The sequence below is a fragment of the uncultured Desulfobulbus sp. genome, from assembly GCF_963662935.2.
Taxonomy (GTDB): domain Bacteria; phylum Desulfobacterota; class Desulfobulbia; order Desulfobulbales; family Desulfobulbaceae; genus Desulfobulbus.
The window spans coordinates 496398-519269 of sequence record NZ_CAXXTL010000001.1 but is presented as its reverse complement, the minus strand read 5'-3'; the positions used below and the strand labels follow the sequence as shown (position 1 = coordinate 519269).

General features: G+C 54.3%; 17 protein-coding genes and 1 pseudogene. 15 read left to right on the top strand and 3 right to left on the bottom strand.

Translation table 11 applies throughout. The features are described 5' to 3' along the window. Window positions 1-56 precede the first annotated feature (56 nt). The 13 genes from tssB to ACHZCX_RS02190 all read left to right on the top strand — a co-directional run bounded on the left by tssB (window position 57) and on the right by ACHZCX_RS02190 (window position 16606). Window positions 57-581: a type VI secretion system contractile sheath small subunit gene (tssB, locus tag ACHZCX_RS02250; RefSeq protein ID WP_319585611.1), complete on the top strand. Its 525-nt coding sequence runs from the start codon at window positions 57-59 to the stop codon at window positions 579-581. Between the two features lie 15 nt (window positions 582-596). Further along, window positions 597-2090: a type VI secretion system contractile sheath large subunit gene (gene tssC / locus ACHZCX_RS02245; protein WP_319585610.1), complete on the top strand. Its 1494-nt coding sequence runs from the start codon at window positions 597-599 to the stop codon at window positions 2088-2090. Between the two features lie 67 nt (window positions 2091-2157). Further along, window positions 2158-2655, top strand: coding sequence for a type VI secretion system tube protein Hcp (locus ACHZCX_RS02240; protein ID WP_319585609.1), 498 nt, complete (start codon window positions 2158-2160; stop codon window positions 2653-2655). Between the two features lie 103 nt (window positions 2656-2758). Continuing rightward, complete coding sequence (gene tssE, locus ACHZCX_RS02235; protein WP_319585608.1) at window positions 2759-3232, top strand: type VI secretion system baseplate subunit TssE; 474 nt, start codon at window positions 2759-2761, stop codon at window positions 3230-3232. A gap of 8 nt (window positions 3233-3240) precedes the next feature. Beyond that, complete coding sequence (tssF, locus tag ACHZCX_RS02230) at window positions 3241-5052, top strand: type VI secretion system baseplate subunit TssF (RefSeq protein WP_319585607.1); 1812 nt, start codon at window positions 3241-3243, stop codon at window positions 5050-5052. Next, window positions 5016-6047 carry a type VI secretion system baseplate subunit TssG gene (gene tssG / locus ACHZCX_RS02225; protein ID WP_319585606.1) on the top strand — a complete coding sequence of 344 codons (1032 nt, stop codon included), beginning with the start codon at window positions 5016-5018 and terminating at the stop codon, window positions 6045-6047. The genes tssF and tssG overlap by 37 nt, the downstream gene beginning before the upstream one ends. 23 nt (window positions 6048-6070) lie before the next feature. Next, window positions 6071-8713: a type VI secretion system ATPase TssH gene (tssH, locus tag ACHZCX_RS02220; protein ID WP_319585605.1), complete on the top strand. Its 2643-nt coding sequence runs from the start codon at window positions 6071-6073 to the stop codon at window positions 8711-8713. 362 nt (window positions 8714-9075) lie between these two features. After that, window positions 9076-9522 (top strand): hypothetical protein, encoded by a 447-nt coding sequence (locus ACHZCX_RS02215; protein ID WP_319585604.1) that lies wholly within the window; start codon window positions 9076-9078, stop codon window positions 9520-9522. Window positions 9523-9621: 99 nt separating this feature from the next. Continuing rightward, window positions 9622-11184, top strand: coding sequence for a type VI secretion system contractile sheath domain-containing protein (locus ACHZCX_RS02210; RefSeq protein WP_319585603.1), 1563 nt, complete (start codon window positions 9622-9624; stop codon window positions 11182-11184). Window positions 11185-11312: 128 nt separating this feature from the next. Then, window positions 11313-13316 (top strand): type VI secretion system tip protein TssI/VgrG, encoded by a 2004-nt coding sequence (locus ACHZCX_RS02205; RefSeq protein WP_319585602.1) that lies wholly within the window; start codon window positions 11313-11315, stop codon window positions 13314-13316. 53 nt (window positions 13317-13369) lie between these two features. Then, entirely contained in the window at window positions 13370-14233 is an 864-nt protein-coding gene (locus tag ACHZCX_RS02200) for a PAAR domain-containing protein (RefSeq protein ID WP_319585601.1), read from the top strand. A gap of 120 nt (window positions 14234-14353) precedes the next feature. Continuing rightward, the gene (locus tag ACHZCX_RS02195; RefSeq protein WP_319585600.1) at window positions 14354-14857 is read left to right on the top strand and encodes a hypothetical protein; all 504 of its coding nucleotides are present in this window, start codon (window positions 14354-14356) and stop codon (window positions 14855-14857) included. A gap of 192 nt (window positions 14858-15049) precedes the next feature. Then, window positions 15050-16606: a class I SAM-dependent methyltransferase gene (locus ACHZCX_RS02190; protein WP_319585599.1), complete on the top strand. Its 1557-nt coding sequence runs from the start codon at window positions 15050-15052 to the stop codon at window positions 16604-16606. Window positions 16607-16914: 308 nt separating this feature from the next. Here the strand turns inward: ACHZCX_RS02190 and ACHZCX_RS02185 are convergent, their stop codons facing one another. Beyond that, a complete protein-coding gene (locus tag ACHZCX_RS02185; RefSeq protein WP_319585598.1) occupies window positions 16915-17805 on the bottom strand; it encodes a GGDEF domain-containing protein in 891 nt (296 codons plus the stop codon). A gap of 764 nt (window positions 17806-18569) precedes the next feature. On the opposite strand from ACHZCX_RS02185, the gene ACHZCX_RS02180 reads away from it, so the two are divergent. Further along, window positions 18570-18761 carry a hypothetical protein gene (locus ACHZCX_RS02180; RefSeq protein WP_319585597.1) on the top strand — a complete coding sequence of 64 codons (192 nt, stop codon included), beginning with the start codon at window positions 18570-18572 and terminating at the stop codon, window positions 18759-18761. A 53-nt stretch (window positions 18762-18814) separates the two neighbouring features. On the opposite strand, the gene tnpA is transcribed toward ACHZCX_RS02180, so the two are convergent. Next, a complete protein-coding gene (gene tnpA / locus ACHZCX_RS02175) occupies window positions 18815-19246 on the bottom strand; it encodes an IS200/IS605 family transposase (RefSeq protein ID WP_319585594.1) in 432 nt (143 codons plus the stop codon). 55 nt (window positions 19247-19301) lie between these two features. On the opposite strand from tnpA, the gene ACHZCX_RS02170 reads away from it, so the two are divergent. Continuing rightward, a complete protein-coding gene (locus ACHZCX_RS02170) occupies window positions 19302-19565 on the top strand; it encodes a rhodanese-like domain-containing protein (RefSeq protein WP_319585596.1) in 264 nt (87 codons plus the stop codon). A gap of 200 nt (window positions 19566-19765) precedes the next feature. Here the strand turns inward: ACHZCX_RS02170 and ACHZCX_RS02165 are convergent. Continuing rightward, window positions 19766-22804: pseudogene (locus tag ACHZCX_RS02165) on the bottom strand (Tn3 family transposase). Between the last annotated feature and the right edge of the window lie 68 nt (window positions 22805-22872).

Below are 22872 nucleotides of genomic sequence, written 5' to 3'. Positions count from 1 at the left end.
CGGGTTGCGGACGCTGCCGGGACGGCGAACGTTCCACTTCAACAGGAGGGAGAGAGATGGCTAAAGAAAGTTTACAGCATACCTTGGACCGGGTGCGATCACCCCGGGTGCAGATCACCTATGACGTGGAAATCGGCGATGCCATTCAGATGAAGGAAATTCCCTTTGTCGTCGGCGTCCTTGGTGATCTGTCAGGCAATCCGGATGAACCGCTGCCCAAGCTCAAGGACCGGAAGTTCATCGAGATCGATCGGGACAATTTCAATACCGTCCTGGCCGGGATGAAACCCCGGCTGGCGTACAAGGTCGACAATAAGCTCACCGACGACAACACCAAACTGGGCGTGGAACTGCGCTTCAATTCCCTGGACGATTTCCATCCAGAACGGGTGGCTGAGCAGGTCATGCCGATCCGAAAACTGGTGGAAGCCAGAAAAAAACTCTCGGACCTCCTGGGCAAGTTGGACGGGAACGACAAACTTGAAGAACTGCTGAAAGAGGTGATCAACAGCACCGAGTCGCTCGAGAAATTGGGGCAAGAGGCCGGAGCCCAACCTGAATCGACTGAAAATAAAGGATAAGTGAGAGGAGACGAGATGACTGAGAACGCACAGCAGAATCAAGCGGCCCAAACGGCCGAGACGGTCACAGAGGCAAGGAGTCTGCTCGACACCATCATTGAAGAAGGCCGCATGGCCCGGGAGGAAAATCAGAAGGCAAGGGCCAAGGACCTCATCAGCGAGTTCGTCAGCCAGATTATGGGCGGCGCCATGGTGGTTTCCAAAGATATGGAGGCCATGATCACGGCCCGGATCAGCCAGCTTGACCAACTGATATCAAACCAGCTCAACGAAGTCATGCACCATGAGTCCTTTCAAAAGCTGGAAGGCTCGTGGCGTGGTCTGCATTACCTGGTGAACAAATCGGAAACCGGTCAGCGGATGAAGATCCGTGTCCTCAATGTTTCCAAGAAGGATTTGCTCAAGGATATGGAAAAGGCTAGCGAATTCGATCAGTCGGCGCTGTTCAAGCAGATCTATGAAGAGGAGTTCGGCACTTTTGGCGGCTCCTCCTACGGGGCCATGATCGGCGATTATGAATTTTCCAATCATCCCCAGGATATAGCCTTGTTGGAAAAGATCTCGCAGGTGGCAGCGGCGGCCCATGCCCCCTTTGTTTCCGCTGCTTCCGCAGGTCTATTCAACTGGGATAGCTATACCGAGCTCTCCGGCCCGCGCGATCTGGCCAAGATTTTTCAGGGCGCCGATTACGCCAAGTGGCGCTCCTTCCGCGAATCCGAGGACTCACGTTATGTTGCTCTGGCTCTGCCCCATATCCTCATGCGACTCCCGTACGGCAAGGACAATGTGCCGGTCGAGTCCTTTGCCTTTGAAGAAAATGTCGACGGCAAGGATCACAGCAAATACCTGTGGGGAAATGCCGCCTATGCCTTAGGCAGCCGGTTGACCGAATCCTTTGCCAAGTTCAGCTGGTGTGCGGCTATCCGCGGCGTCGAAGGCGGTGGCCTGGTCGAAGGATTGCCGGTGCATACCTTCCACACCGATGAGGGGGATGTCGCCCTCAAATGCCCGACGGAGATAGCCATTACCGACCGGCGGGAAAAGGAACTGGCCGATCTGGGCTTTATCCCCCTGGTTCACTGCAAGGGCACGGACTATGCTGCCTTTTTCAGTACCCAGACCGCCAACAAGGCTAAGGTCTATGATTCCGATGCAGCCTCGGCCAATGCCCGTCTGTCCTCGCAGCTGCAGTACATCATGGCGATTTCACGGTTTGCCCATTACCTCAAGGCCATGATGCGCGACAAGATCGGTTCGTTCATGTCCCGGCAGAACGCCCAAGATTTTCTCAACCGGTGGATCGCCAACTATGTCCTGCTCGATGACAATGCCTCCCCGGAGACCAAGGCTCGCCTGCCGCTGCGCGAGGCTAGGATCGATGTCACCGAGATCCCAGGCAAGCCGGGGGCCTATCGGGCGGTCGCCTTTTTGAAGCCCCATTTTCAGCTGGATGAACTCAGCGTATCCCTGCGGCTGGTTGCCGATCTGCCGCCGCCGGCTAAAGGTTGAGTAGGGTTGATAGAGTGCAGGAGAAGCAACACAATCTCATTTACATTAACACTGAGGAGGTATGACCATGGCCTTTGACTGTTTTTTAAAGATTGAAACCATTCCGGGGGAAAGTACGGACGACAAACACAAGGATTGGATTGAAGTCCATTCCTACAGCACCGGTATTTCCCAAGGCTCAGCCGGATCACGCAGTACCGCAGGGGCACGATCTTCCGGCCGCGCAGACTTTGCCGATTTCACCGTTGTCCACTCCCTGGACAAGGCCTCGCCGAAACTGGCGCTGGCCTGTGCCAAAGGTGAGCATATTAAAACCGTGACCATGACGCTCAACCGGGCAGGAGGGAACAAAGAACAGTACATGGAATACAAATTGGAGGACGTTTTGGTCAGCTCGGTGAATTCCAACGGGTCTATGCAGAACGCCGATACCCTGCCCCAGGAAGAAATCAGCTTTAACTACGGCAAGATGACCTGGACCTATACCGAAACTGACAAGAAGACAGGTGCCGCCAAGGGCAAGGTCTCAGCCGCATGGAGTCTGATTGAGAATAAGTCGGTCTAACTCAAAGCAAACAACCAAACCATAGGGAGGAGCGGATGATCGCGTCTGCTGCGGTCGTCCGCTCCCCCTTGCTCTCGCGGTCAAACCGAACACCTTGGTGCCCATGAAAGACGCGCTTGACAATCTCCAGGCCTCGATTCTGGACAAACTCATGGATGACGAGCCTGGGGTTCCCTTTGAATCGGCCCCGGCCCGGCGGGCCAGTTTTGCCGATATCAAGGCCTCGGTGATCCGGGATATCGAAAATCTGTTGAATACCCGGCGCACGGTGCAGATGCCGGCCGCCGCCCTGACCATGGTCGGCAAGTCGATCCATGTATACGGTCTGCGGGATTTCTCCAACGAGAATCCCAGCAGTTCCGTGGTGGTCCAAAAACTGCGGCGCGAGGTGGTGCAGACCCTTGCCCTCTTTGAACCACGGCTCAAAAACGTCATCGTGCAGATTGAGCAGCGGGCAAACGAACGCAATCTCCACTTTCGAATATCCGGCACCCTTGTGATCACCCCTCTTTCGGAGCCGGTGGTCTTTGACACCCTGTTTGACGCCAATCGGGGCGAGTACCTGATTTCCCAGTGATGTGACCCATGGATGACACCCTGCTGAGCTATTACGAACAGGAATTAACCTACATCCGGGAACTGGGCGCCGAATTCGGGCGCAAGTACCCCAAGATCGCCGGTCGATTGCTGCTGGAGGCGGATAAATCCGAGGACCTGCATGTGGAGCGGCTGATCGAGGCCTTTGCCTTTATCAGCGGCCGTATCCACAAAAAGATCGATGATGATTTCCCCGAGATCACCCAGTCTCTGCTCAATATCATCTATCCGCACTATGTGGCCCCGATTCCCTCCATGGCCATTGTCCAGTTCGACCCCATCCGGCAGAACATCAGTGAGGCCGGGTATGCGGTTCCCCGTGATACAGCCATCTTCTCCAGTTCGGTGGCCGGTGCCCCTTGCAGCTTCCGGACCTGCATGCCAGTGGAGATCTGGCCGGTGGAAGTGACGCAGGTCGCCTTCAAGGATCCGGACTTCGCCCGCAAGGATGACGCCCGCCTGGTGCTGCAGATTGACCTAGCCTCCTACAACAACATCAGCTTATCCGATCTGGGCTGGAAGCATCTCCGTTTTTACCTCAACGGCCAGGCCCACCATGTGTTTGAGTTGTACGAGTTGCTGCTCAATAATGTGGTCAGCGTCGAGATGGAGACTATGGACGAACAGGGCAAGCAGATTGGCCGACTGACCTTGCCGGCCGATGTGATCCGGCCAGCCGCCTTCGAGGATGAGGAGGCCCTGCTGCCCTTCACCGGCCGGTCTTTCCCCGGCTACCGGCTGCTGTTCGAGTACTTCAGCTTCCCGGAAAAATTTCTCTTCCTGGACCTCCATAGCCTGGATCAGCTGCGGCAAATCCAGGCGAATCAGGCGGTGACGATCAATATCTATCTCAACAGAATCCCCAAGACCAAACTCGCGGTGGACCGGGAAACCCTGGTCTGCAACGGCGCCCCGGTGGTCAATCTCTTCCAGCGGATAGCCGAACCGATCCGGGTCGAGCACAGCCGACCGGAATATCAGGTCATCCCCGATATCCGGCGCAGCAACGCCATTGAGATCTTCAGTCTGGACCGGATCGTGTCGACCGGTGGAAGCGCTGGCGAAGAGGGCGAGGAATTCAAGCCGTTCTATTCCATCCGCCACCACCTCGCCGAGACAGAAAACCTGCGTCGCCAGGTTTTCTGGCACAGTAAGCGCCGCGCTTCTGCAAAAAAGGGGGATAACGGCACCGATGTGTATCTCTCCTTTGTTGATCTGAACTTCAAACCCACGGATCCGGCCGTCGAGGTGCTGATGGCCAAGCTCACCTGCACCAATCGCGACCTGCCCGGCAAGCTGCCGTTCGGTGATCCGAACGGAGATTTCACCCTGGAAATTGCCGCTCCCATCCGGGCCATCCGCTGCCTGAGCAAGCCGACCCCGACGCGGCGGCCTTCCCTGGAGGGCGGGTTGCAGTGGCGGCTCATCTCGCACCTCTCCCTCAACTACCTGTCGCTGGTGGAAGGCGGCGAGGAGGCGTTGCGGGAAATTCTACAGCTATATGATTTTGAGGACTCACCCTCCACCAAGCAGCAGATCAGCGGGATCGTTGCGATCAGCGCCAAGCATGTGACCAGGCGGCTCGGCCGCTCGATCTGCCGGGGGGTTCGGATTACGCTTGAGCTTGATCAGGAAAATTTCGTCGGCGCCGGCATGTACCTCTTTGCTTCCATCCTGGAGCGTTTTTTCGGCCAGTACGTGTCGGTGAATTCCTTCAGCCAACTGGTGGTAATCACCTCCAAAGATAAAAAGGTAGTGAAAGAATGGCCACCGAGAAGCGGGCAGCGGGTCCTTCTATAAACGAACGGCTTTTTGCCGAATGGTACCGATTTTCCTTTTTCAGTGCCGTTCATCTCCTGGAGTCCTTGACCCCGGAGAAAAAAAAGCTGGGCGCCACCCTGGATCCCTCCCGGGAGGCGGTGCGCTTTGCCGTTAAGCCTGGGTTCACCTTTCCAGCCAGCGACATTGTCGACCTCATCCTCGGAGAAGAAGGAGGCCCGGCGGCGATGGAGATCGCCTTCCTGGGGCTGATCGGCCCATCCGGCATTTTGCCGCACTGGTACAACACCCTGGCTGCGGAACGGCTCCGGGCCAAAGATACCGCCTTCACCTCTTTCCTTGATCTCTTCCATCATCGCCTGATCAGTTTTTTCTACCTGGCCTGGAAGAAGCATCAATTTCCGGTGAACTTCCTGCCCGGAGCCAAAGACAAACTCTCCGGTTACCTGCTGAGCCTCTGCGGTCTGGGTACGGCCAAATTGACCGGCCGGATCGGCTTTGCCGAAGAATCCCTCTCCTTTTACAGCGGGCTGCTCTCCCGGATGGTGCCCTCTGCGGTCGCAATCAGCGAGACGGTGGCCCATTTTGCCGATACCGAAGCTGTCGTGGAGCAGTGCATCGAGCGGATGATTCCGCTGGACGCGGCCGATGTCTGCCTTCTTGGTCAGGGCAAGGCGGGACTCGGCCAGGATTTCGTCCTCGGCCAGCATGTCTGGGAGTGCCAGACAAAATTCCGCGTGGTCCTCGGTCCCTTATCTTTTCGGGAATTCGTGCGCCTCATCCCCGCCGGTGATATGCACCGACCGACCTTTTCCCTCATCCGCTACATGGTCGGGATCGAATACGAGTTCGAACTCCGCCTCCGCCTCAGGCGGGAAGAAGTCCCCGGCTGCCGGATCGGGCAGGCGTCCGCCCAGGCCGGTACCCGGCTCGGGTGGTCGACCTGGTTGAAAGGCGAACAGTTCATCCACCCGGAAGACATGCAGGTGACCTTTCAGGAATCAGGTACGGTATAACCCCTACGACCAAGGAGCATCCCATGGCCAGATCTAATTTGAAGTCGCTGATAGCCAAACTCAACCCCACCTGCCGCACCGCTCTTGAATCAGCGGCTGGTCTCTGTCTTGCCCATACCCATTACGAGGTCGATCTGGAGCATTTTTTCCTCAAGCTGCTCGACCTGGCCGAGACCGACTGGCAGCGGATTCTACGCTTTTTCGAGATCAACGATTCCCACCTGATTGCTGACCTGACCGGGGCGATCGACGGGTTCAAAACCGGCAATGCCAGGACCCCAGCCCTTTCGCCGCGCATTCCGCAGATGATCGAACAGGCGTGGCTGCTGGCTTCGATTGAATATCAGGCCGGCAGCATCCGGTCCGGCCACATCCTCCTGGCCCTGCTGGAGAATGCCGACACCGCCGGACTGCTGATTTCAAGCTCAGCGCTGTTCAAAAAGATCTCGGTCGAGACCTTGAAAAACAATTTTGCCGACATCACTGCAGGTTCAGGCGAGGAAGAGGCGGCGCGGACTGCCGCCGGCGCCCAGACACCAGCGGGCGCGCGCGGACCGGCGGGCAAGGGCCAGGCCCTGGCCCAGTATACCATCAACCTGACCGACCGGGCGAAACAGGGCCAGATCGACCCGGTACTCGGCCGCGATTTCGAGATCCGGCAGATGGTCGATATCCTGATCCGGCGCCGGCAGAACAATCCCATTTTGACCGGCGAGGCGGGGGTCGGCAAGACTGCGGTGGTCGAAGGGTTCGCCCTGCGGATCGTTGAGGGCGATGTCCCGCCGCCGCTGCGCAATGTCGCCCTCCACACCTTGGACCTGGGGTTGCTACAGGCCGGGGCCGGGATCAAGGGCGAGTTCGAGGAGCGGCTGAAGCAGGTGATCGAGGAGGTCAAAGCCTCGCCGGTGCCCATCATCCTGTTCATCGACGAGGCCCATACCCTGATCGGCGCCGGTGGGGCTGCCGGCCAAAATGATGCGGCCAACCTGCTCAAACCGGCCCTGGCACGAGGCGAACTACGAACCATCGCCGCCACCACCTGGGCCGAGTACAAGCGCTATTTTGAAAAGGATGCCGCCCTGGCGCGCCGTTTTCAGGTGGTCAAGATTGAAGAGCCCGACGAGCACAAAGCCCTAACCATGATGCGGGCCATCGCCCCCTTCTTGGAAAAACACCACAAGGTGATGATCACCGACGACGCCCTCCTCGATTCGGTGCGGCTCTCCCACCGCTACCTCCCGGCCCGGCAACTGCCCGACAAGTCGGTCAGCGTGCTCGACACCGCCTGCGCCCGGATCGCCATCGGCCTGACCACCTCGCCACCGGCCCTCGAGGATGCCAGCCGGATCATCGGCGAACTGGATCGCGAATCCCGGATTCTCGAGAAGGAAACCCTGATGGGCCGTCACCACAGCGAACGGCTCGGAGAGATCGCCATCGAGCGGCAGGCAGCCCAACAGCGGCTGGAGGTTCTGGAGACGAAGTGGAAGGCAGAGATGGAGTGGGCCGATAAAATCGTCCAGGTACGGCAGGAGATTGGTGATCTGCACGCGGCCAATCCTGCTGATCCGGCCATTGCCTCCAGCAGTACGACTCTCAGGGAGCTGGAATCCGGGCTGGCAGCAGCCCAGGGCGAAGAGCCCTTGGTCCAGGTGGCGGTCGACGCCCAGACCATCAGCGAGGTCATCTCCGGCTGGACCGGCATCCCCACCGGCCGGATGATGGCCAATGAGATCCAGACAGTGCTCAACCTGCAGCACCTGCTGGGCGAGCGAATCATTGGCCAGGAGTATGCCCTGGCCGCCATCAGCCAGATGGTGCAGACCGCCCATGCCGGCATCGAGGACCCCACCAAGCCCACAGGGGTGTTCCTGTTCGTCGGCACCAGCGGCGTGGGCAAGACCGAGACCGCGATTGCCATCTCCGATCTCCTCTATGGCGGTGAGCAGAACCTGATCACCATCAACATGAGCGAATACCAGGAGGCCCATACTGTCTCCGGACTCAAGGGATCGCCTCCCGGCTACGTCGGCTACGGCGAAGGCGGCGTGCTCACCGAAGCGGTTCGCAAGCGGCCATACAGCGTGGTCTTACTCGACGAGGTGGAAAAGGCCCACCCGGATGTAATGGAACTGTTTTATCAGGTCTTTGACAAGGGTATGCTGGAGGACGGCGAGGGGCGGAAGATCGATTTCAAGAATACCCTCATCGTGCTGACCACCAACCTGGGGACCGACACCATCATGAAGGTCTGCGCCGACGAGGAGACCAAGCCTGCCCCCGAAGCCTTGGCCGAAATGCTGCGCCCGGAACTGACCAAACACTTCAAGCCCGCTTTCCTTGGCCGTCTGAAGATCGTGCCCTATTTCCCGATCACTGATACTAATCTGCGGATTATCACACGCCTCAAACTGAACAAGGTTGCCAAACGCATGCTGGAAAATCGCCGGACCGCTTTCGTCTTTGGCGACGAGGTGGTGGAAGCTATCGCCAGCCGCTGTACTGAAGTCGATAGTGGCGCCCGTAATATCGATCACATCTTAACCAATACCCTGCTGCCGGAGATGTCCAAGGAACTGTTGTCCCGAATGGCGAATAACGAGCAGGTGGCGGAAATCAAGACCACCCTGGATAGTGCGGGACAATTTGTCTTTGGGATTAGCTGATTGAGAGAGAGGCTTTTTTGTGAGGCCTTCCGAGGAATGTGTGCTGTTCGTTACCAAGAGGACGTGTCATGGGCGGTGAAGCTCGTTAACGCGAAGACTGGGACCATAATCGTGAGCGACAGTGGCCACGCTAAGGGTGCCGCTCTCTTTGATGCTTCGGCAGGCATCGCTCAACGGTTGCTCAACCAGATATGTACGAGGTGGCTGAATGAGAAGAGCGACGCAACCCATAGAAGAAAAACTCGGAAGAAGCCCTTGGAAAACGTCTATTCTTACCTGAACCAGACAATTAACCCGAAATAGCGCGTTCTTAAAAGGTGGGCAGTCCCTCGGCTGGCCGATTATATCTACTGTTGAGCGACATGAAATATCTGATTTTTGCTCTCGTAATTTGCGTAGCATTTCCATGCCATGCTGAGCCAACTGAAAAATGCTCAGAGCGCGAGGCGTTTGCTGCGGAGACGGTTACCGATTACTTGGATTCTTGGAAAAATGTTTATCTCTTTTTCAAACAATTTAACCATTGTTACGATGCTGCTATTGCTGAGGGTGCTCAAGATGCAATCCAACATCTCTGGGTAGAAAAATGGGCATCGCTCCCAGAAATGATAGCACTCACTAACAAGGACTCGGCATTCAAAAAATTCATCTGGCAAAGTATTCGTGATGAAACCTTTCCAAAAAATAGCTTTGTTCGTTTTGTGAAGCATGCAACTCGTGAGTGCACTGATGTTGCAAAGGAATTTTGCAATGCTGTAATCCAGGAATCTAAACGTTCAAACGCCCAACCATTCAATAAACCGGAATAAAACGCGTTCTTAAAGGTGGACAGCTCTCACGCCGACAGGTTATTTCACCGTTGGAAGGAATGGTCACCGGGCCAATGACGGGTAAACGGTATCTTTCACATGGCATCAGATAAACCAATCTCGTTCGGATCACTCGAATGCAACCTTGTTTCCTCTCTCAAAGATTCGGTGGCCAAGGCCTGTGAGGGGACTCCCTTTCGCCTCCTTGTCATGGGCGATTTTTCCGGTCGAGCAAGTCGTGGGGCCTTACGAGCGGCGGCATCTCTGGACGATTTACGGCCAATCCAAGTGGACCGGGACCTTATTGAGGAACTCCCTGCCAAACTGGGGGCGGCAATCTCTCTGACCCTTGCAGAAGGAGAGGCGCCGCTTACTCTCCGTTTCGAGGAGTTGGAGGACTTCCATCCGGACCGCCTCTTCGATAGGGTGGAAATCTTTCAACACCTGCGGCAGGTTAGGCGGGAGTTGCGCTCCCCGGCCACCTATAATGCAGCTGCCGCCGAGGTTAGTTCCTGGTTAAAAGAGGCATCTCCTCAATCGAAGGAGAATGCGCCCCCGCCTGCCTCTCCGGTTTCGGCACCCTCCGCCAGCCTGCTCGATAGGGTTCTGGAGGCGACTCCAGCCGTTTTGCGGGATACGGACAAAAGGTCAGCCGCAGGTGATGCCGGATGGGCACAATTTCTGACAACCCTTGTCACGCCGCACCTGGTCGCCGCTGACAATCCCCAAGAAGAAGAGCTGGTCGCCGCTGTGGACAACATGATTTCTGCGCTCATGCGGGCGATTCTCCATCATGCTGCCTTTCAGGCCCTGGAGGCCTCCTGGCGAGGATTGCACTTTCTCCTCTCCCGCCTGGAGACGAATGAACAAGTACAGGTGTTTGTGCTTGACCTCAGCAAGGAAGAACTGACCGCTGGTCTACTGCCGGCATCCGACCTCAGTACAACAGTGCTGTATAAAGTCCTGGTGGAAAAGGCAGTGGATACGCCGGGAGCTGGTCCTTGGACGACGGTGATCGGCGATTATGACTTTACCGGGAACCGGGAAGATGCAGAAGTGTTGGCAAGGCTGGCCAAGATATTCACCCGCGCAGGCGCCCCTTTTCTGGCCGGGGCCAATGCCCAGCTCGTTGGTTGCGACGCCTTGGCCGCCACGCCCGACCCCCGCGACTGGCAGCCAGCCCTCAAAGGTAAAGATCAGAGCGCCTGGAATGCGCTCCGGGCCTTACCCGAAGCAGCCTTCATCGGACTGGTCTTGCCCCGTTTTCTTTTACGGCTGCCCTACGGTGAGGCCACCGATCCCATCGACCGTTTTTCCTTTGAGGAGATGGAGGGAACGCCTGCTCACTCTTCCTATTTGTGGGGCAACCCGGTCTTCGCCTGCGCTGGCCTCCTTGGTCAGGCCTTCAGCCGGAACGGATGGCAGTTTCAACCGGGTGAGATGCTTGAGGTCGATCGACTTCCACTGCATGTGTTCAAGGAGTATGGCGAGGTCACGACCAAACCCTGCGCCGAAGTTCTGCTGACCCAGAAAGCGGCGGAGGAGATCCTCGACCAGGGTATGATGCCACTGCTTTCTTTTAAAGAGCAGAACAAGATCCGGCTGACAAGATTCCAGTCCATCGCCAAGCCTTTGACTCGCCTCTCCGGTCCATGGGAATAAACAAAACCGGGATGTTCCTTTTTGTCAGCAAGCACGGCAGTATCGGCCATCAGCAATGACGGCGCTGCTCTGAGCAACAGTACAATTGTAACCTCCATAACCTTCTCTTCATCGAAAGGATGACCGCCATGGCCTATGTCCAGGAAAACAGGCTGATCAAAATTACATCCCCTTTGGGTGTCGATACATTGCTTATCACCGGATTCAGGGGACATGAAGAGCTCTCCCGCCCTTTTCATTTTGAGCTCTCCCTCCTCTCCCATAATCACCGCATTGCTTTCAACAGCATCATTGGCGGCAATGTCACGGTTTCCGTTCTCCTGGAAAACGGCGAGGAGCGTTTCTTTAACGGCATTGTCGCATCATTTTCGCAGAGCAGCGGCAATGTCCAGGCTGAGCGAAGCGGCGAAGTCTTCTCCCAGTACAGGGCCACCATCGTCCCTTGGCTGTGGTTATTGACCAAGACTGCTGACCTGCGAATCTTTCAGGAGAAATCAGCCGTTGATATCATCGAACAGATATTTGCCGAAAAAGGACTCAGCGATTACACCAAAAAGCTCAACGGCTCGTACCAGCCCCGGACCTACTGCGTCCAGTACCGAGAGACGGACTTCAACTTTATTTCCCGACTGATGGAAGAAGAGGGCATCTCGTACTATTTCAGCCATGAGAACGGCAAGCACACCCTGGTGCTGGCAGATGCAACTAACGCCCATACGCCCTGCCTGCACTATGAAAAAGTTCGCTATCAGGTCAGCAGTGGCGGCGGGGTGTTCCTTGATGAGGATATGATCAAGAACCTGGAGCTGAAAAACGAGATCAGAGTCGGCAAGTACAGCCTCAGCGACTATAACTTCGAGACGCCGAACACCACCCTGCGGGTCGAAACGGAAAGCCGGCAGAATCTGGGACCAGGAGAGAAGGAAATCTATGACTACCCTGGCCTTTACGGCAAGCGCGCCGAGGGCGACCGTTTTGCCGATGTGCGTATCCAGGAGGAAGAGGCGCGGATCGCCACAATCACCGGCACCAGTGATGTCCGCGGCTTTGCCAGCGGATACTGTTTCACCCTGGAGGATTATTTCCGCGAGGAGATGAACAATAAGAAGTATCTGCTGATCGCGGTTGATCACAGCGCGGACCAGCAGGGATTCAGCTCGGGCGGCCGCGGCCAGAACAGTTACACCAATTCCTTCACCTGCATTCCGTTTGATACGCCTTTTCGTCCTCCCCGGTTAACTCCGAAACCCGTGGTCGAAGGGCTCCAGACCGCCATTGTTGTCGGACCGGCAGGTGAGGAAATCTATACAGATAAACATGGCCGGATCAAGGTGCAGTTCCACTGGGACCGGGAAGGTAAGGCGAACGAGAGCAGTTCGTGCTGGATGCGGGTCGGCCAGATCTGGGCTGGTTCCGGCTGGGGGGCCCTGTATATCCCTCGAATCGGCCATGAGGTGATCGTCGCTTTTCTTGAAGGGGACCCGGACCGGCCCATTGTTACCGGTAGTGTCTACCATGGTAATAATAACCCCCCGTATCCGCTGCCGGACGAAAAAACCAAGAGCACCATCAAAAGTAACAGCTCCAAGGGCGGAGGCGGGTTTAACGAGTTCCGCTTTGAGGATAAGAAGGGCTCGGAGGAGGTCTACCTGCAGGGGGAAAAGGACTGGAACATCCTGATTAAACACGACAAGAACCAAAAAGTCGGCAACAACGAGACCCTTGTGGTTGTCAACAACCGTACCAACACCATTGGTGTCAACCAGAGCGAAACCATCGGCTCGAATTTAAGCATATCGGTGGGTGGCAACAAGATTGAGACCATCGGTGTCAATTCGATGGAAACCATTGGTGCGGCCAAAGAACTGACCATCGGCGGCGCCTATCAGGTCAGTGTCGTTGGGATTATGAACGAAACGGTGGGCGGAGCGAAGGCTGAAGAAGTGGGAGGTTCAAAGGTGGTGCTCGTGGGTGGGGACAGGTCCGACTCTACCGGTGGAAAGCACCATATAAAGGCTGAGGAAATCCTCCTGGAGGCGACCAAAATAACCATCCAAGCGGGCGGATCGTCTATTGTGCTTGATGCTTCAGGAATAACGGCCAAGGGGACAATCATCAGCCTGAATCCATGACCATGAGATGACGCGAAAGTTAGGAATGCGGGTTAAAAGAAGGAGGATACAAGATGGCATTTCCATCGGCACGGATAGGCGATAATCATACATGCCCAATGGTGGACCCTGGTCCCAAACCTCACGTTGGAGGACCGATACTCCCCCCTTGCCATCCGGTCACAACAGCAGGCAGTTTACCTATGTCACGGGTGACGGATAAAGCAACCTGCCTGGGGCCGCCTGATTTTATCGTCACCGGGGCCGGATCAGTCCTTGTAGGTGGGAAACCGGCATCCCGCACGACCGACAAGACAATGCATGGCGGCGTGATCACGGGTGGTCTTGGGAGCGTAGTCATCGGAGGGCCAACGGTAGGCGCCACATTAGGGGATCCTTTAGCCGGACGTGATTCCTGTGCAAGCGCCGCCGGAGGAAGGACATCCGGGAAGACTCAGCAAACGTACGGCAATTGTGGGGTAGAGTCAACGCGGCAAATCATCAACCGATCTGGCAAAAACATTGATGAGGATAGTTTGTTGAATACCGCCATAGAGAAGGGGTGGGCTGAGGATTCGACAAAGGCAGCACAACGTGGAGGAACTTCTCCAGCTGATAGATTAAAGATTCTGAAAAGTCAAGGTGTTGACTCCACCTTAGAGCCACAGGGGATGCAATCCATACAGCAGGGTGTAGCAGAAGGGAAAGGGGTTATAACATCCCATGATGCCGGCAAACTATGGGATGATCCCCGTTATAACGGCGGAGGGCACGCAGTCCAGGTGACAGGTGTGGAATATGATGCCGACGGAAAGGCTAAAACTGTCTTTATCAATGATACTGGAACCGGAAAATGCATGAACCCGGTTAAAGCTGATCAATTCAACAAATCACTGAGGCCCGGCAGGGGGGTAAATGTCACAACAAATCCACTTTGATCCAAAGATAGAACAATGATATGGAACGCAAGCAAGCACCGCTTGACTTTATACCTACTTTGCATTCTCTTTTGCATCATATCAGCGGTTATCCCGGTCACACTCAAGGTGTCAATGGCAATGAATAGATATCTCTCGGTAGAAGAGCTGGAGTCGATAGCTGGTAAAGATATACGCGACGGAGGGGGGTGGCTGACTTTGCCCGTTGTGACGAGGAAAGATTCGAAATTGCAATACATTACATTCGTCTATTTTCTCTCGCTTCCCGGCGAACCGGAACAGGTCTCTCCTCCTCACCGTCTCATCGTTCTTGATCCGACCAATGGTGCTGTACTCCGGGACCTGCCGTGTACGCCCAAGAGTTTGGGGGTCAACAAACCGGCAGATGTATGGGAAGAAAGCCATGTTTCAATGACATGGGGTGACTTGGCTCGTTTTAAGGAGTTGTCTCCTGTCGTCTGGGAGGCCTTTGACTCTGGTGGCGCAAAATTCAATGTCCCGACCACAACGGTCATTCAAGAATACTACACGCTTTTCAAAAAGATCGTGGCTGCGCCATTATTGCCCTATTACCATGCCGTGGCACCTGATTTCTTCAAATGGCTTGAAGCGGTGACCCGGTAAGCCAAGACTCGCCCACAGAATTTGAAACAAAAAAAGGCGGCTACCAGGATTGATAACCGCCTTTTTTATGTTCGAATTTTATTTTTGCAAGGTTAAAAAAAAAAAACTCTGGAAGAACAAGGTGCTCTTTGCCTGAAAACAAGGAGCTTTCTTTTTTAATCTCTCAATGTTCACTCTTCAATCCACCCTCCCATGAATCGAGCCAATCCCACCCCCTACGATCAGATCCTCTACCCTGGCCACTCCTACCGTCAAACCCATCCCGATCGTTTGGCTACCCTGGCCACCCTGTTGGGGATGCAACCCACCCCGGCTGACCGCTGCCGGGTCCTGGAGCTCGGCTGCGGCAGCGGGGCCAATCTTATTCCCATGGCCTGGGGGCTGCCGGGTGCTGAATGTGTAGGCATCGATCTCGCCGCCCGGCCTATTGCCGAAGGCCAAGCGACCATACAGGAATTAGGGCTGGGCAACCTCCAGCTGCATCAGCTCGATCTGCTTGATTTTCCCGACACCATGGGGACCTTTGATTATATCATTGCCCATGGCCTCTATTCCTGGGTGCCGCCGGTCGTGCAGGACAAGCTGATGGCCGTCTGTCAGAAGCATCTGGCCGCCCATGGGGTGGCTTTTATCAGCTACAACACCTATCCGGGCTGTCATATCCGCGATATGCTCCGGGAGATGATGCTGTATCATGTCCATAATGCGCCCGATTCCCTCACCAAAATTCATCAGGCCCAGGCGCTGCTTAAATTTCTCGCCGATTCCCAGACGGAACCGGACGAATACGGCCGTTTGCTCCACAAGGAACTGGAGCGGGTGATGCATTATTCGGCAGCGCACCTTTTCCATGACGATCTCGCCGAGATCAACCAGCCGCTCTATTTCCACCAATTCATGGAGCATGCCGGCTCGTTTGGCTTGCAGTTTCTGTCTGAAGCCGAATATTTCATGGTTCAAACCGATCAGTTTCCTGAACATACGGTAAAAGTTCTCAATGGGTTGGAGGGTAATATTCTCGGGCAACAGCAGTATCTTGATTTCCTGCGCTGTCGCCGATTCCGCCAGACTCTTCTCTGCCACGCGAATCTTGCCATTCATTTTCAAGTGCAGCCGGAACAGATGGCGGACTTTTATTTTTCCTCGCCCACCACGGCTGTTTCTGCAAACCCTGACCTCTTTTCCCCTGAGGAAATGGAATTCCACGGTGACCAGGGATCCCGTCTCAAGACGACAAACCCCCTGGCCAAGGCGGCACTGCAATATCTGGGATCAATGTGGCCTCAATCCGTCCATTTTAAAGAAATTTTGACTGAAGCACTCAATTCTTTAGGGAGAGCAAGAGCGAACGAAGATGAGATAGAGCTTGGCGCTATTTTGCAGAGCGGTTTTGGGACGGGCTTGGTGGATGTCCATCTCTCCCCTCCCCTCCTGGTACTCGAGCCGGGAGAATACCCCATGGTCAGCCCGGTGGCGAGAATGCAGGCAGCCAGGGGCGACCTCTTGACTACCTTGCGGCATCGGACAGTACGCCTTGACGATACTCTCGCCTGTCAGCTGGTGCAGATACTCGATGGCACCCACACCGTAGCCTCTCTAACGGATCAATTCCGTCAGAGGGCACGAGACGCGGAATCGCAAGGTGATGGAACAGGACAGGGAAAAATGATATCGACAGGGCAGGCTGGGGAGCGGGAGATGAAGGCCCTCCTTCGCAGACTCGCCCGCCTCGGATTGCTTGTACGGTAAAGACGATCCTTGCGTGTTTTTCTTCCGCACCTTTGAACCTTAAAAACGGCAGTTAGCCGGAGACTGGTGCCACTAGTAAAAGATGTCGAAAGGTAATACCTGGTAACTCGCTTGCAGCCCACCGCGAGCCGCATAGTTAGCTTTTTTCCTCGGCCTATTGGTTACCGCTGCTTGTCATCGGCACTCATTCCTTGTTTGTTGGACTTTCGAGCCCTATGGGTGGAACAGTCCTTTTTTCCGATTACCATCGAATTTCAGCTGGTTTCAAAAGGCGCTGAGGAATCACCTGTCTCGTGTTTCCAGGTGGATCATATGAGAGTGCTGACCTTGTTCCGGCCTGATCGTTTCGACATGTAAAGGGCCTCATCGGCACGCTTGAAGAGCGAAGCCATGGTATCGTTCTTTTTAAGGATGCTAACGCCGATACTGATGGTGGGGCGAAGGATGATGCCCTCCATCTCAAAATTATACGTCTCAACTTGTGAGCGGATTGCTTCTGCAATCTGTTCGGCAGCATCCAGCTTAAAGTTAGGAAGGAAAACCATGAATTCGTCGCCACCGAACCGACTCGCCAACCCCTTCTGGTTCGTGATCGCCTTAATCAGTTTACCGGTTTGGCTGATGGTATAGGCGCCAAATGCGTGGCCATGGGTATCGTTGATTTTTTTGACCCCGTCGATGTCCATCATGATCATTGCCAACTCTGCACCATGAGTTAGAGAGACCGCGATGAATCGGTCCAATTCTTCATCGAACCTGCGCTTGACAACGAGTCCGGTCAGTTCGTCGATATTCAGCAGGTTGTCTATTTCATTCTGATACTTGAGGTCAAAGATATCGGACCATCCGAACCGAAGGATGGTGTTTCCGATAAGAATTTTGTCGGACTCTTGGAGTGCGGCCTCTGTAATCCGAATGCCATTCAAAAATGATCCGTTTGTGCTTTTTAAATCCTGTATAACATAACCACGGAGTTCGGGGTTGAAACCAATAGCGAGATGAAGGCGCGAGACAAGCGTATCCCTCAACATTATAGTCGCTTCAGAGGAGCGTCCTAGGGTGATATGGTCGTTGGCGAGCATGATCCGGCGCCCAACTTGATCACCTGACAGAAAGGTCAAACCTGGTACTTTTTTTTCAAAATCCTCATCGCTGAACCAATTTGTTTTCAAAATAACTGTACCGAAATCATCAGACATTTCCTGCTCCTCGTGTTAAAAACGATTCAGTTTTGCGAAAAAAAATATAACCTATATTAAAATACCGGTTCGTTACAGTTCAGCCCACAATTCTTCTGTTTTCGATGATTAACTGGGCAGTTTCTGCTTTGAGTGGTGTTCTTCTTGAAAAAGCGAAACTATATAACCTTTTGCGAAATGAGAAAATTATTGTATGCGTCCTGACAGTATCTCGCAAGCCCGAGATGATTTATCATGTCATATATTCGAGATGTCTGGGCTATATTGCTCAGACACAACGAACAATGAAAATCGGAACTTCAGCCAAACAACCAGCATGCGAGCGACTCATTTTTATAAAAGACCCGCTGTGGCCGTCATTCCGGGCGCATGTCGGAATCCAGCAGGCAGTTTCGTGACGTACGAAGGGTCCTGTTGATTTCTATTCTGAGTTGCTAAAACCATAACTTTTCAGGTAAAAGGAAGAAATTAAGACGCAAAACGTTCATTCAAGGGCTCCCACTTGCGGATGCCCGTAACCACCATCGAGGAGGAGATTACCGTGAACAAGAAAAAGTTGCGATTACTCCCACTCTGCATGATGCTGGCGGCTTTTAGCCGGCGGCTGTGCGGGAACCAAGAACGCCGAAGTCGCTGAGTCCCCATCCGCCAAGGAAGCGGTTCAAAAGGCCGAACAGCTTGTTTACGAAGGGGAGGTTGCTGGCGTATCGGAACGGGCCAAAACGATTTCAATCACCGTCGGTAAAGGCGAACAGGCCAAGGTGATGATGGTCAAGTTTGACGACAAATCCAAGGGTGTCAATCAAGCTGCAAAAGGCAAAGCCGTTCAGATCACCTACGAGATCCGCGACAAAGATGCTTATGCCACTGATATTCAGTTAAAATTCGCAAAACTCCCGCCAGGGACCACTGAAGTCAGTGACCACCGGCAAAGCCGGTGGCTTGAAAGATTGTGAACCGCTCAAAGCGGTATGTTTAACAGATACTCTGACCACCATTCGGTGGTCGACTATCTGAATAGTTGCAGTTGCTCGACACGATGGTCTTCTTGTTCTTGCTCGCGGATGTAAGCCCGCACAACCTCTTCATCGGCACCGACAGTTGAAACAAAATAGCCCCGTGCCCAAAAACTCATGCCGCTATAGTTCTTCCGTTGGCCAAGGTAGGTCCGCGCTATATGGATCGCGCTTTTTCCTTTCATATACCCAACCATCTGCGATACCGCATATTTCGGCGGTATCGAAATCAGCATGTGCACATGATCGGATTGCAAATGCCCTTCCAACACCCGGCTCTCCTTCTGCCGGGCAAGGTCATGGAACACATCTCCAAGATTCTTGCGAAGTTGACCGTAAAGCATCTTCCGACGGCATTTCGGTATCCACACTACATGGAACTTGCAATCCCATTTCGTGTGGCTTAAACATTGTAAGTTGTTCATGAAGCCTCCTTTCTCGTGACTTTGAGCGGTCCACGTGAGAGGAGGCTTCTTTATTATGCCGGAACCGTCAAACTTTTGTTGTCCCCCGGCAAAGCCGGGGGTTTACCTAACGGAAATTAAAACCACTGAACTGCAAAAAATAATCAACGACAAGGCACCTCTCTTCCTGGTGGATTCCCGTCCATTGATTCGCTTCAACCAGTCGCACTTGCCCGATGCTCACTCTGTCCCTGTTCCGATGTTGGAAGAAAAACAAACAGAAGTCCTCCCGAAAAATAAAGAGTTACCGCTTGTTTTTTACTGTGGAGGGCCTACCTGAGGCATGTCTACTGCCTCCGCCGGTCTGGCGAAGAAACTAGGTTATACCAATATTCGCGTGTATCTTGATGGCGAACCTGCTTGGTCCAAAGCCAATTTGCCCACCTACTCCACCACAGAGTTCATCAAAAACGGTAATGTCGTACTTAGGGGTTCTAAGCCCAAACCGGCGGAAGTTGTCCAACATGCTTATTTGGGCGGCTACCTCAAGTCAATCTCAGCCAAAATAGCCTCCAAGTCAATCGGTTGACGCTTGTCGCGGAATGCGTAGTACCCAAGGAAATGCAGGTGCTGCCATGCCGCCGGTGAGATTCGTCGTAGCAAATCAAGTGCCTTTTCATTGCCAGTTGCCAGATACCGGCCAAGCAGCCCAGATAGCAGCATGGAGTTGTAGGCAATAACGACATTTGCAATCAATCGGCCGCAATGGTTACTGATCGCCACTCCCAGGTCAGTACGCCCAGTCAGTTCTTTTTTGCCGTTCACCTGGGCGATGGTGGCACGCAACTGGTGGTAGGACTCGATGCGATTTTCCGAACGATGAACATCGCGCTCCAATTTGGGATCACGCAGGTAGCGAAGGGTGTAGATGCTCCGGATCAGCTTGTCGAACTCAAAAATAGCCTTGCGGGTGCGGTGATGCCCGGACAGGGTGCAAATTTTGCGCATCAGCATGCTTTGGCTCATCTCCTTGAGTCCCAGCGTGGCGGCAATGTGATCCATGTTCGCCTTCTCTGAGGCAATCAGGTGGCGGTCAAGTTGACCCACAGGCTGGATTAGGAAATCAGAGTACCCTTCCTGACCAGCACCACCGTAAAGGTGCTTCAACTGCGTCTGCAAATTGGTGAAGCGCGGCGCGAGGTTCATGCCGAACCAATACAGAATGGCAAAGTTGGCCAAGTTGATGCTGTGCATATCGCCGGTGATCGTGGTCGGCACAATGTCTGATGTGTTGTTGTAACAGATATCAAAAACCCAGTAGCTTTCGTGCTGGTTTGCGCCCAGCAGCTCGGTTTGTAAAGCCACATGGTTGGCCAGTAATGTGTAGGCGACAACCCCGCGATCCTTGCCGAAATACTTGCGCGAATGGCGTGCTTTGATCGTCGGGTCGGCAGCGGCAAACTTTTGCCCGTCAACGCTGCCGTAGAGCACCTCCATGTCGATGGAGTAGTAGGGGTATATGGGGAGACTGGCGATGAAATTGCTGATGCGGTTGTTCGCGTCAATCAGCGTGCCCGGGCGCAGGTGTTGCTGATGCGTGGCCTCCAAGACGTGGTACGGGATGTCACAGGTCTCGGCCATGCTGAAATTACCATGGTTCATGGCCTGAGCAATAATCACCGCCATCAAACTATCTTCGTCGGCGATCTTCTTTGCATAGCGTGGCTGCAAGGGCTTCATTGCTGACAGGAAGTGGCACTGTTCATTTACAAACCGGAAAACGTCGGCAATGTCGCGTGCCTGGAGCTTGGCGTAGAAGCTTTGTTGCAGCAGCTTGTCCTTGTCGGCCTTGGGACGGTGCCAAATCAGCGTTTTTTTCTCCGCGTCAAATTCCAGGTGCTTGAGTTTGCCGCTGCGCATTTCATTTTCGAACGCTCGCCACTGCTTATCCAACTCAGCGAACAGGATATCAAGTATCGTATCAACTGGCTGGCGCAGCCAAGGGATATCTAACTCCTTAAGCGCGTCTGCCTTGGCTTCCATGGATACCAGGTCATCGGTGAAGTGCCGGTGCTGCACACTGTCGTCAAGATAAATGTCACCAACATCGAGGCGTTTACGTATTTGCCGGTAAACCCAAAATTCATATCGCTCGCCACGCAGGCCAACTGGCTTGCCTTCCTGGTCAAAGACCAACAGAAAGCTGCGCAAGCGTGCGGGGATGGTGCGCGGCGGAATTTCAGCTAACGATTGTTTGGCAAGTTGCTGCTGGCGACCAAATACCGCCCTCATCCATTGCAATGCGGTCAGCCAGATCTTACCACTGACGTTGCTGCTGGCGAATTCCAGGGACATGGCGAGCGGACGCAAATTTTTCGTGCAAAGCCCACTTTGCTTATCTACTGCTTGCCAGCGTAAATCAATTCGGCTTACAGGTTTCTCGGTCAGGAGCTTGCCAGTCGAACGCAATTTTTCCTCAGGCATGATGCGGAATGCCCGGTGGCGCACTGTGCCAAAAGGAGTCACATCGGTGAGCGTGTCATCCACATACAGCAAGAGCAGCTCGCCCACCCTTGGCGTGGCTTGTTGCCGTTCGTTGTGTATTTTGACCGCCTGCTGAGTGGCGACCACCTTGGTTTCGTCTTCGAGTTGCCGCGTGTAGTAACCAAAGGCGTCCACCACATTATCCGTGAGTTGCCGGTAACGTTACCAAGCGTAGCACAGCAAATAGAGGTTGGTCAGGCCTGACTTGAGTCGCCGCAAATCGTATATTGTGTAGAAGTTGGCGAGGCTGGCGTAGTAGGCGATGTTGAGTTGCGAGAGATTGAGGACTGGTAATAGCGTTTTGGCTATAGCATACAGGTGAGCCAGAGTGAGGCGTTTTTGACGCTCCAGGCCCATTTGGCGACACCGAAAATTTTTGGCATCCTGTTTGAGGGCAGCCAAATCGGACTAGGTGTTTTCTCGCGTCAGCAATTGTTGAAGCGCATCACGTGTGGTGTCAGTCAGTGCCGCCTCGACCAATTGCTCCAGGCGTTCACGCTCGGCGGAAAGCGCATCCCTGATGATGGTTTGCAGCGTGGAGTAGCCAGGCCGCACGATGCGCTGGCCAATCAAAAACATCATCAATTCAGCAAGCAAAAAGGTGGAGGTCACGTCGGTTCGGGCCAGCAGTATCGCCTTGTCGCGCAATGTCGGCAGGTCATTGTCCGTCCAAAGGCGGTAGCCAAACAAAGCGACAATTTTTCTGCGCTGTGCATAATATTCCCTGGTGCTCAACGGCGCTACAATTAGCGTTTGTCCAGGAAAATACCGTTGCAGCAGGAACGCAGTATCCTCAGGCGACACCTCATCCAGAGTGAACTCGAAAAATGCTTGTTTGGCCTTGAAGTAGCCAATTTGCAGCAAGCAATAGATCTGTTTCAAGATGCCCCTATGCTGCAAAGCCAAGGAGAGTTCAGCCTCGGTCATTGCAAAAAAATCTATGCGCTGGAAATCGTCGAAATCGGGAATGCCATAGAGCGCTGTCTTCTCAACTTCTGAGAGGATGGTCAGTCGTTCGTTGCGATCACCGCGCATGCAGCATTCCCGTTATACCAGGTAACAGACTCTCACGTCCGACGGTGGGCTGGATTGAGTGACAAGGC

Coding starts and splice junctions, on each gene's coding strand:
- tssB (WP_319585611.1), top strand. CDS start 57: ATGGCTAAAGAAAGTTTACAGCATACCTTGGACCGGGTGCGATCACCC.
- tssC (WP_319585610.1), top strand. CDS start 597: ATGACTGAGAACGCACAGCAGAATCAAGCGGCCCAAACGGCCGAGACG.
- ACHZCX_RS02240 (WP_319585609.1), top strand. CDS start 2,158: ATGGCCTTTGACTGTTTTTTAAAGATTGAAACCATTCCGGGGGAAAGT.
- tssE (WP_319585608.1), top strand. CDS start 2,759: ATGAAAGACGCGCTTGACAATCTCCAGGCCTCGATTCTGGACAAACTC.
- tssF (WP_319585607.1), top strand. CDS start 3,241: ATGGATGACACCCTGCTGAGCTATTACGAACAGGAATTAACCTACATC.
- tssG (WP_319585606.1), top strand. CDS start 5,016: ATGGCCACCGAGAAGCGGGCAGCGGGTCCTTCTATAAACGAACGGCTT.
- tssH (WP_319585605.1), top strand. CDS start 6,071: ATGGCCAGATCTAATTTGAAGTCGCTGATAGCCAAACTCAACCCCACC.
- ACHZCX_RS02215 (WP_319585604.1), top strand. CDS start 9,076: ATGAAATATCTGATTTTTGCTCTCGTAATTTGCGTAGCATTTCCATGC.
- ACHZCX_RS02210 (WP_319585603.1), top strand. CDS start 9,622: ATGGCATCAGATAAACCAATCTCGTTCGGATCACTCGAATGCAACCTT.
- ACHZCX_RS02205 (WP_319585602.1), top strand. CDS start 11,313: ATGGCCTATGTCCAGGAAAACAGGCTGATCAAAATTACATCCCCTTTG.
- ACHZCX_RS02200 (WP_319585601.1), top strand. CDS start 13,370: ATGGCATTTCCATCGGCACGGATAGGCGATAATCATACATGCCCAATG.
- ACHZCX_RS02195 (WP_319585600.1), top strand. CDS start 14,354: ATGAATAGATATCTCTCGGTAGAAGAGCTGGAGTCGATAGCTGGTAAA.
- ACHZCX_RS02190 (WP_319585599.1), top strand. CDS start 15,050: ATGAATCGAGCCAATCCCACCCCCTACGATCAGATCCTCTACCCTGGC.
- ACHZCX_RS02185 (WP_319585598.1), bottom strand. CDS start 17,805: ATGTCTGATGATTTCGGTACAGTTATTTTGAAAACAAATTGGTTCAGC.
- ACHZCX_RS02180 (WP_319585597.1), top strand. CDS start 18,570: ATGATGGTCAAGTTTGACGACAAATCCAAGGGTGTCAATCAAGCTGCA.
- tnpA (WP_319585594.1), bottom strand. CDS start 19,246: ATGAACAACTTACAATGTTTAAGCCACACGAAATGGGATTGCAAGTTC.
- ACHZCX_RS02170 (WP_319585596.1), top strand. CDS start 19,302: ATGCCGGAACCGTCAAACTTTTGTTGTCCCCCGGCAAAGCCGGGGGTT.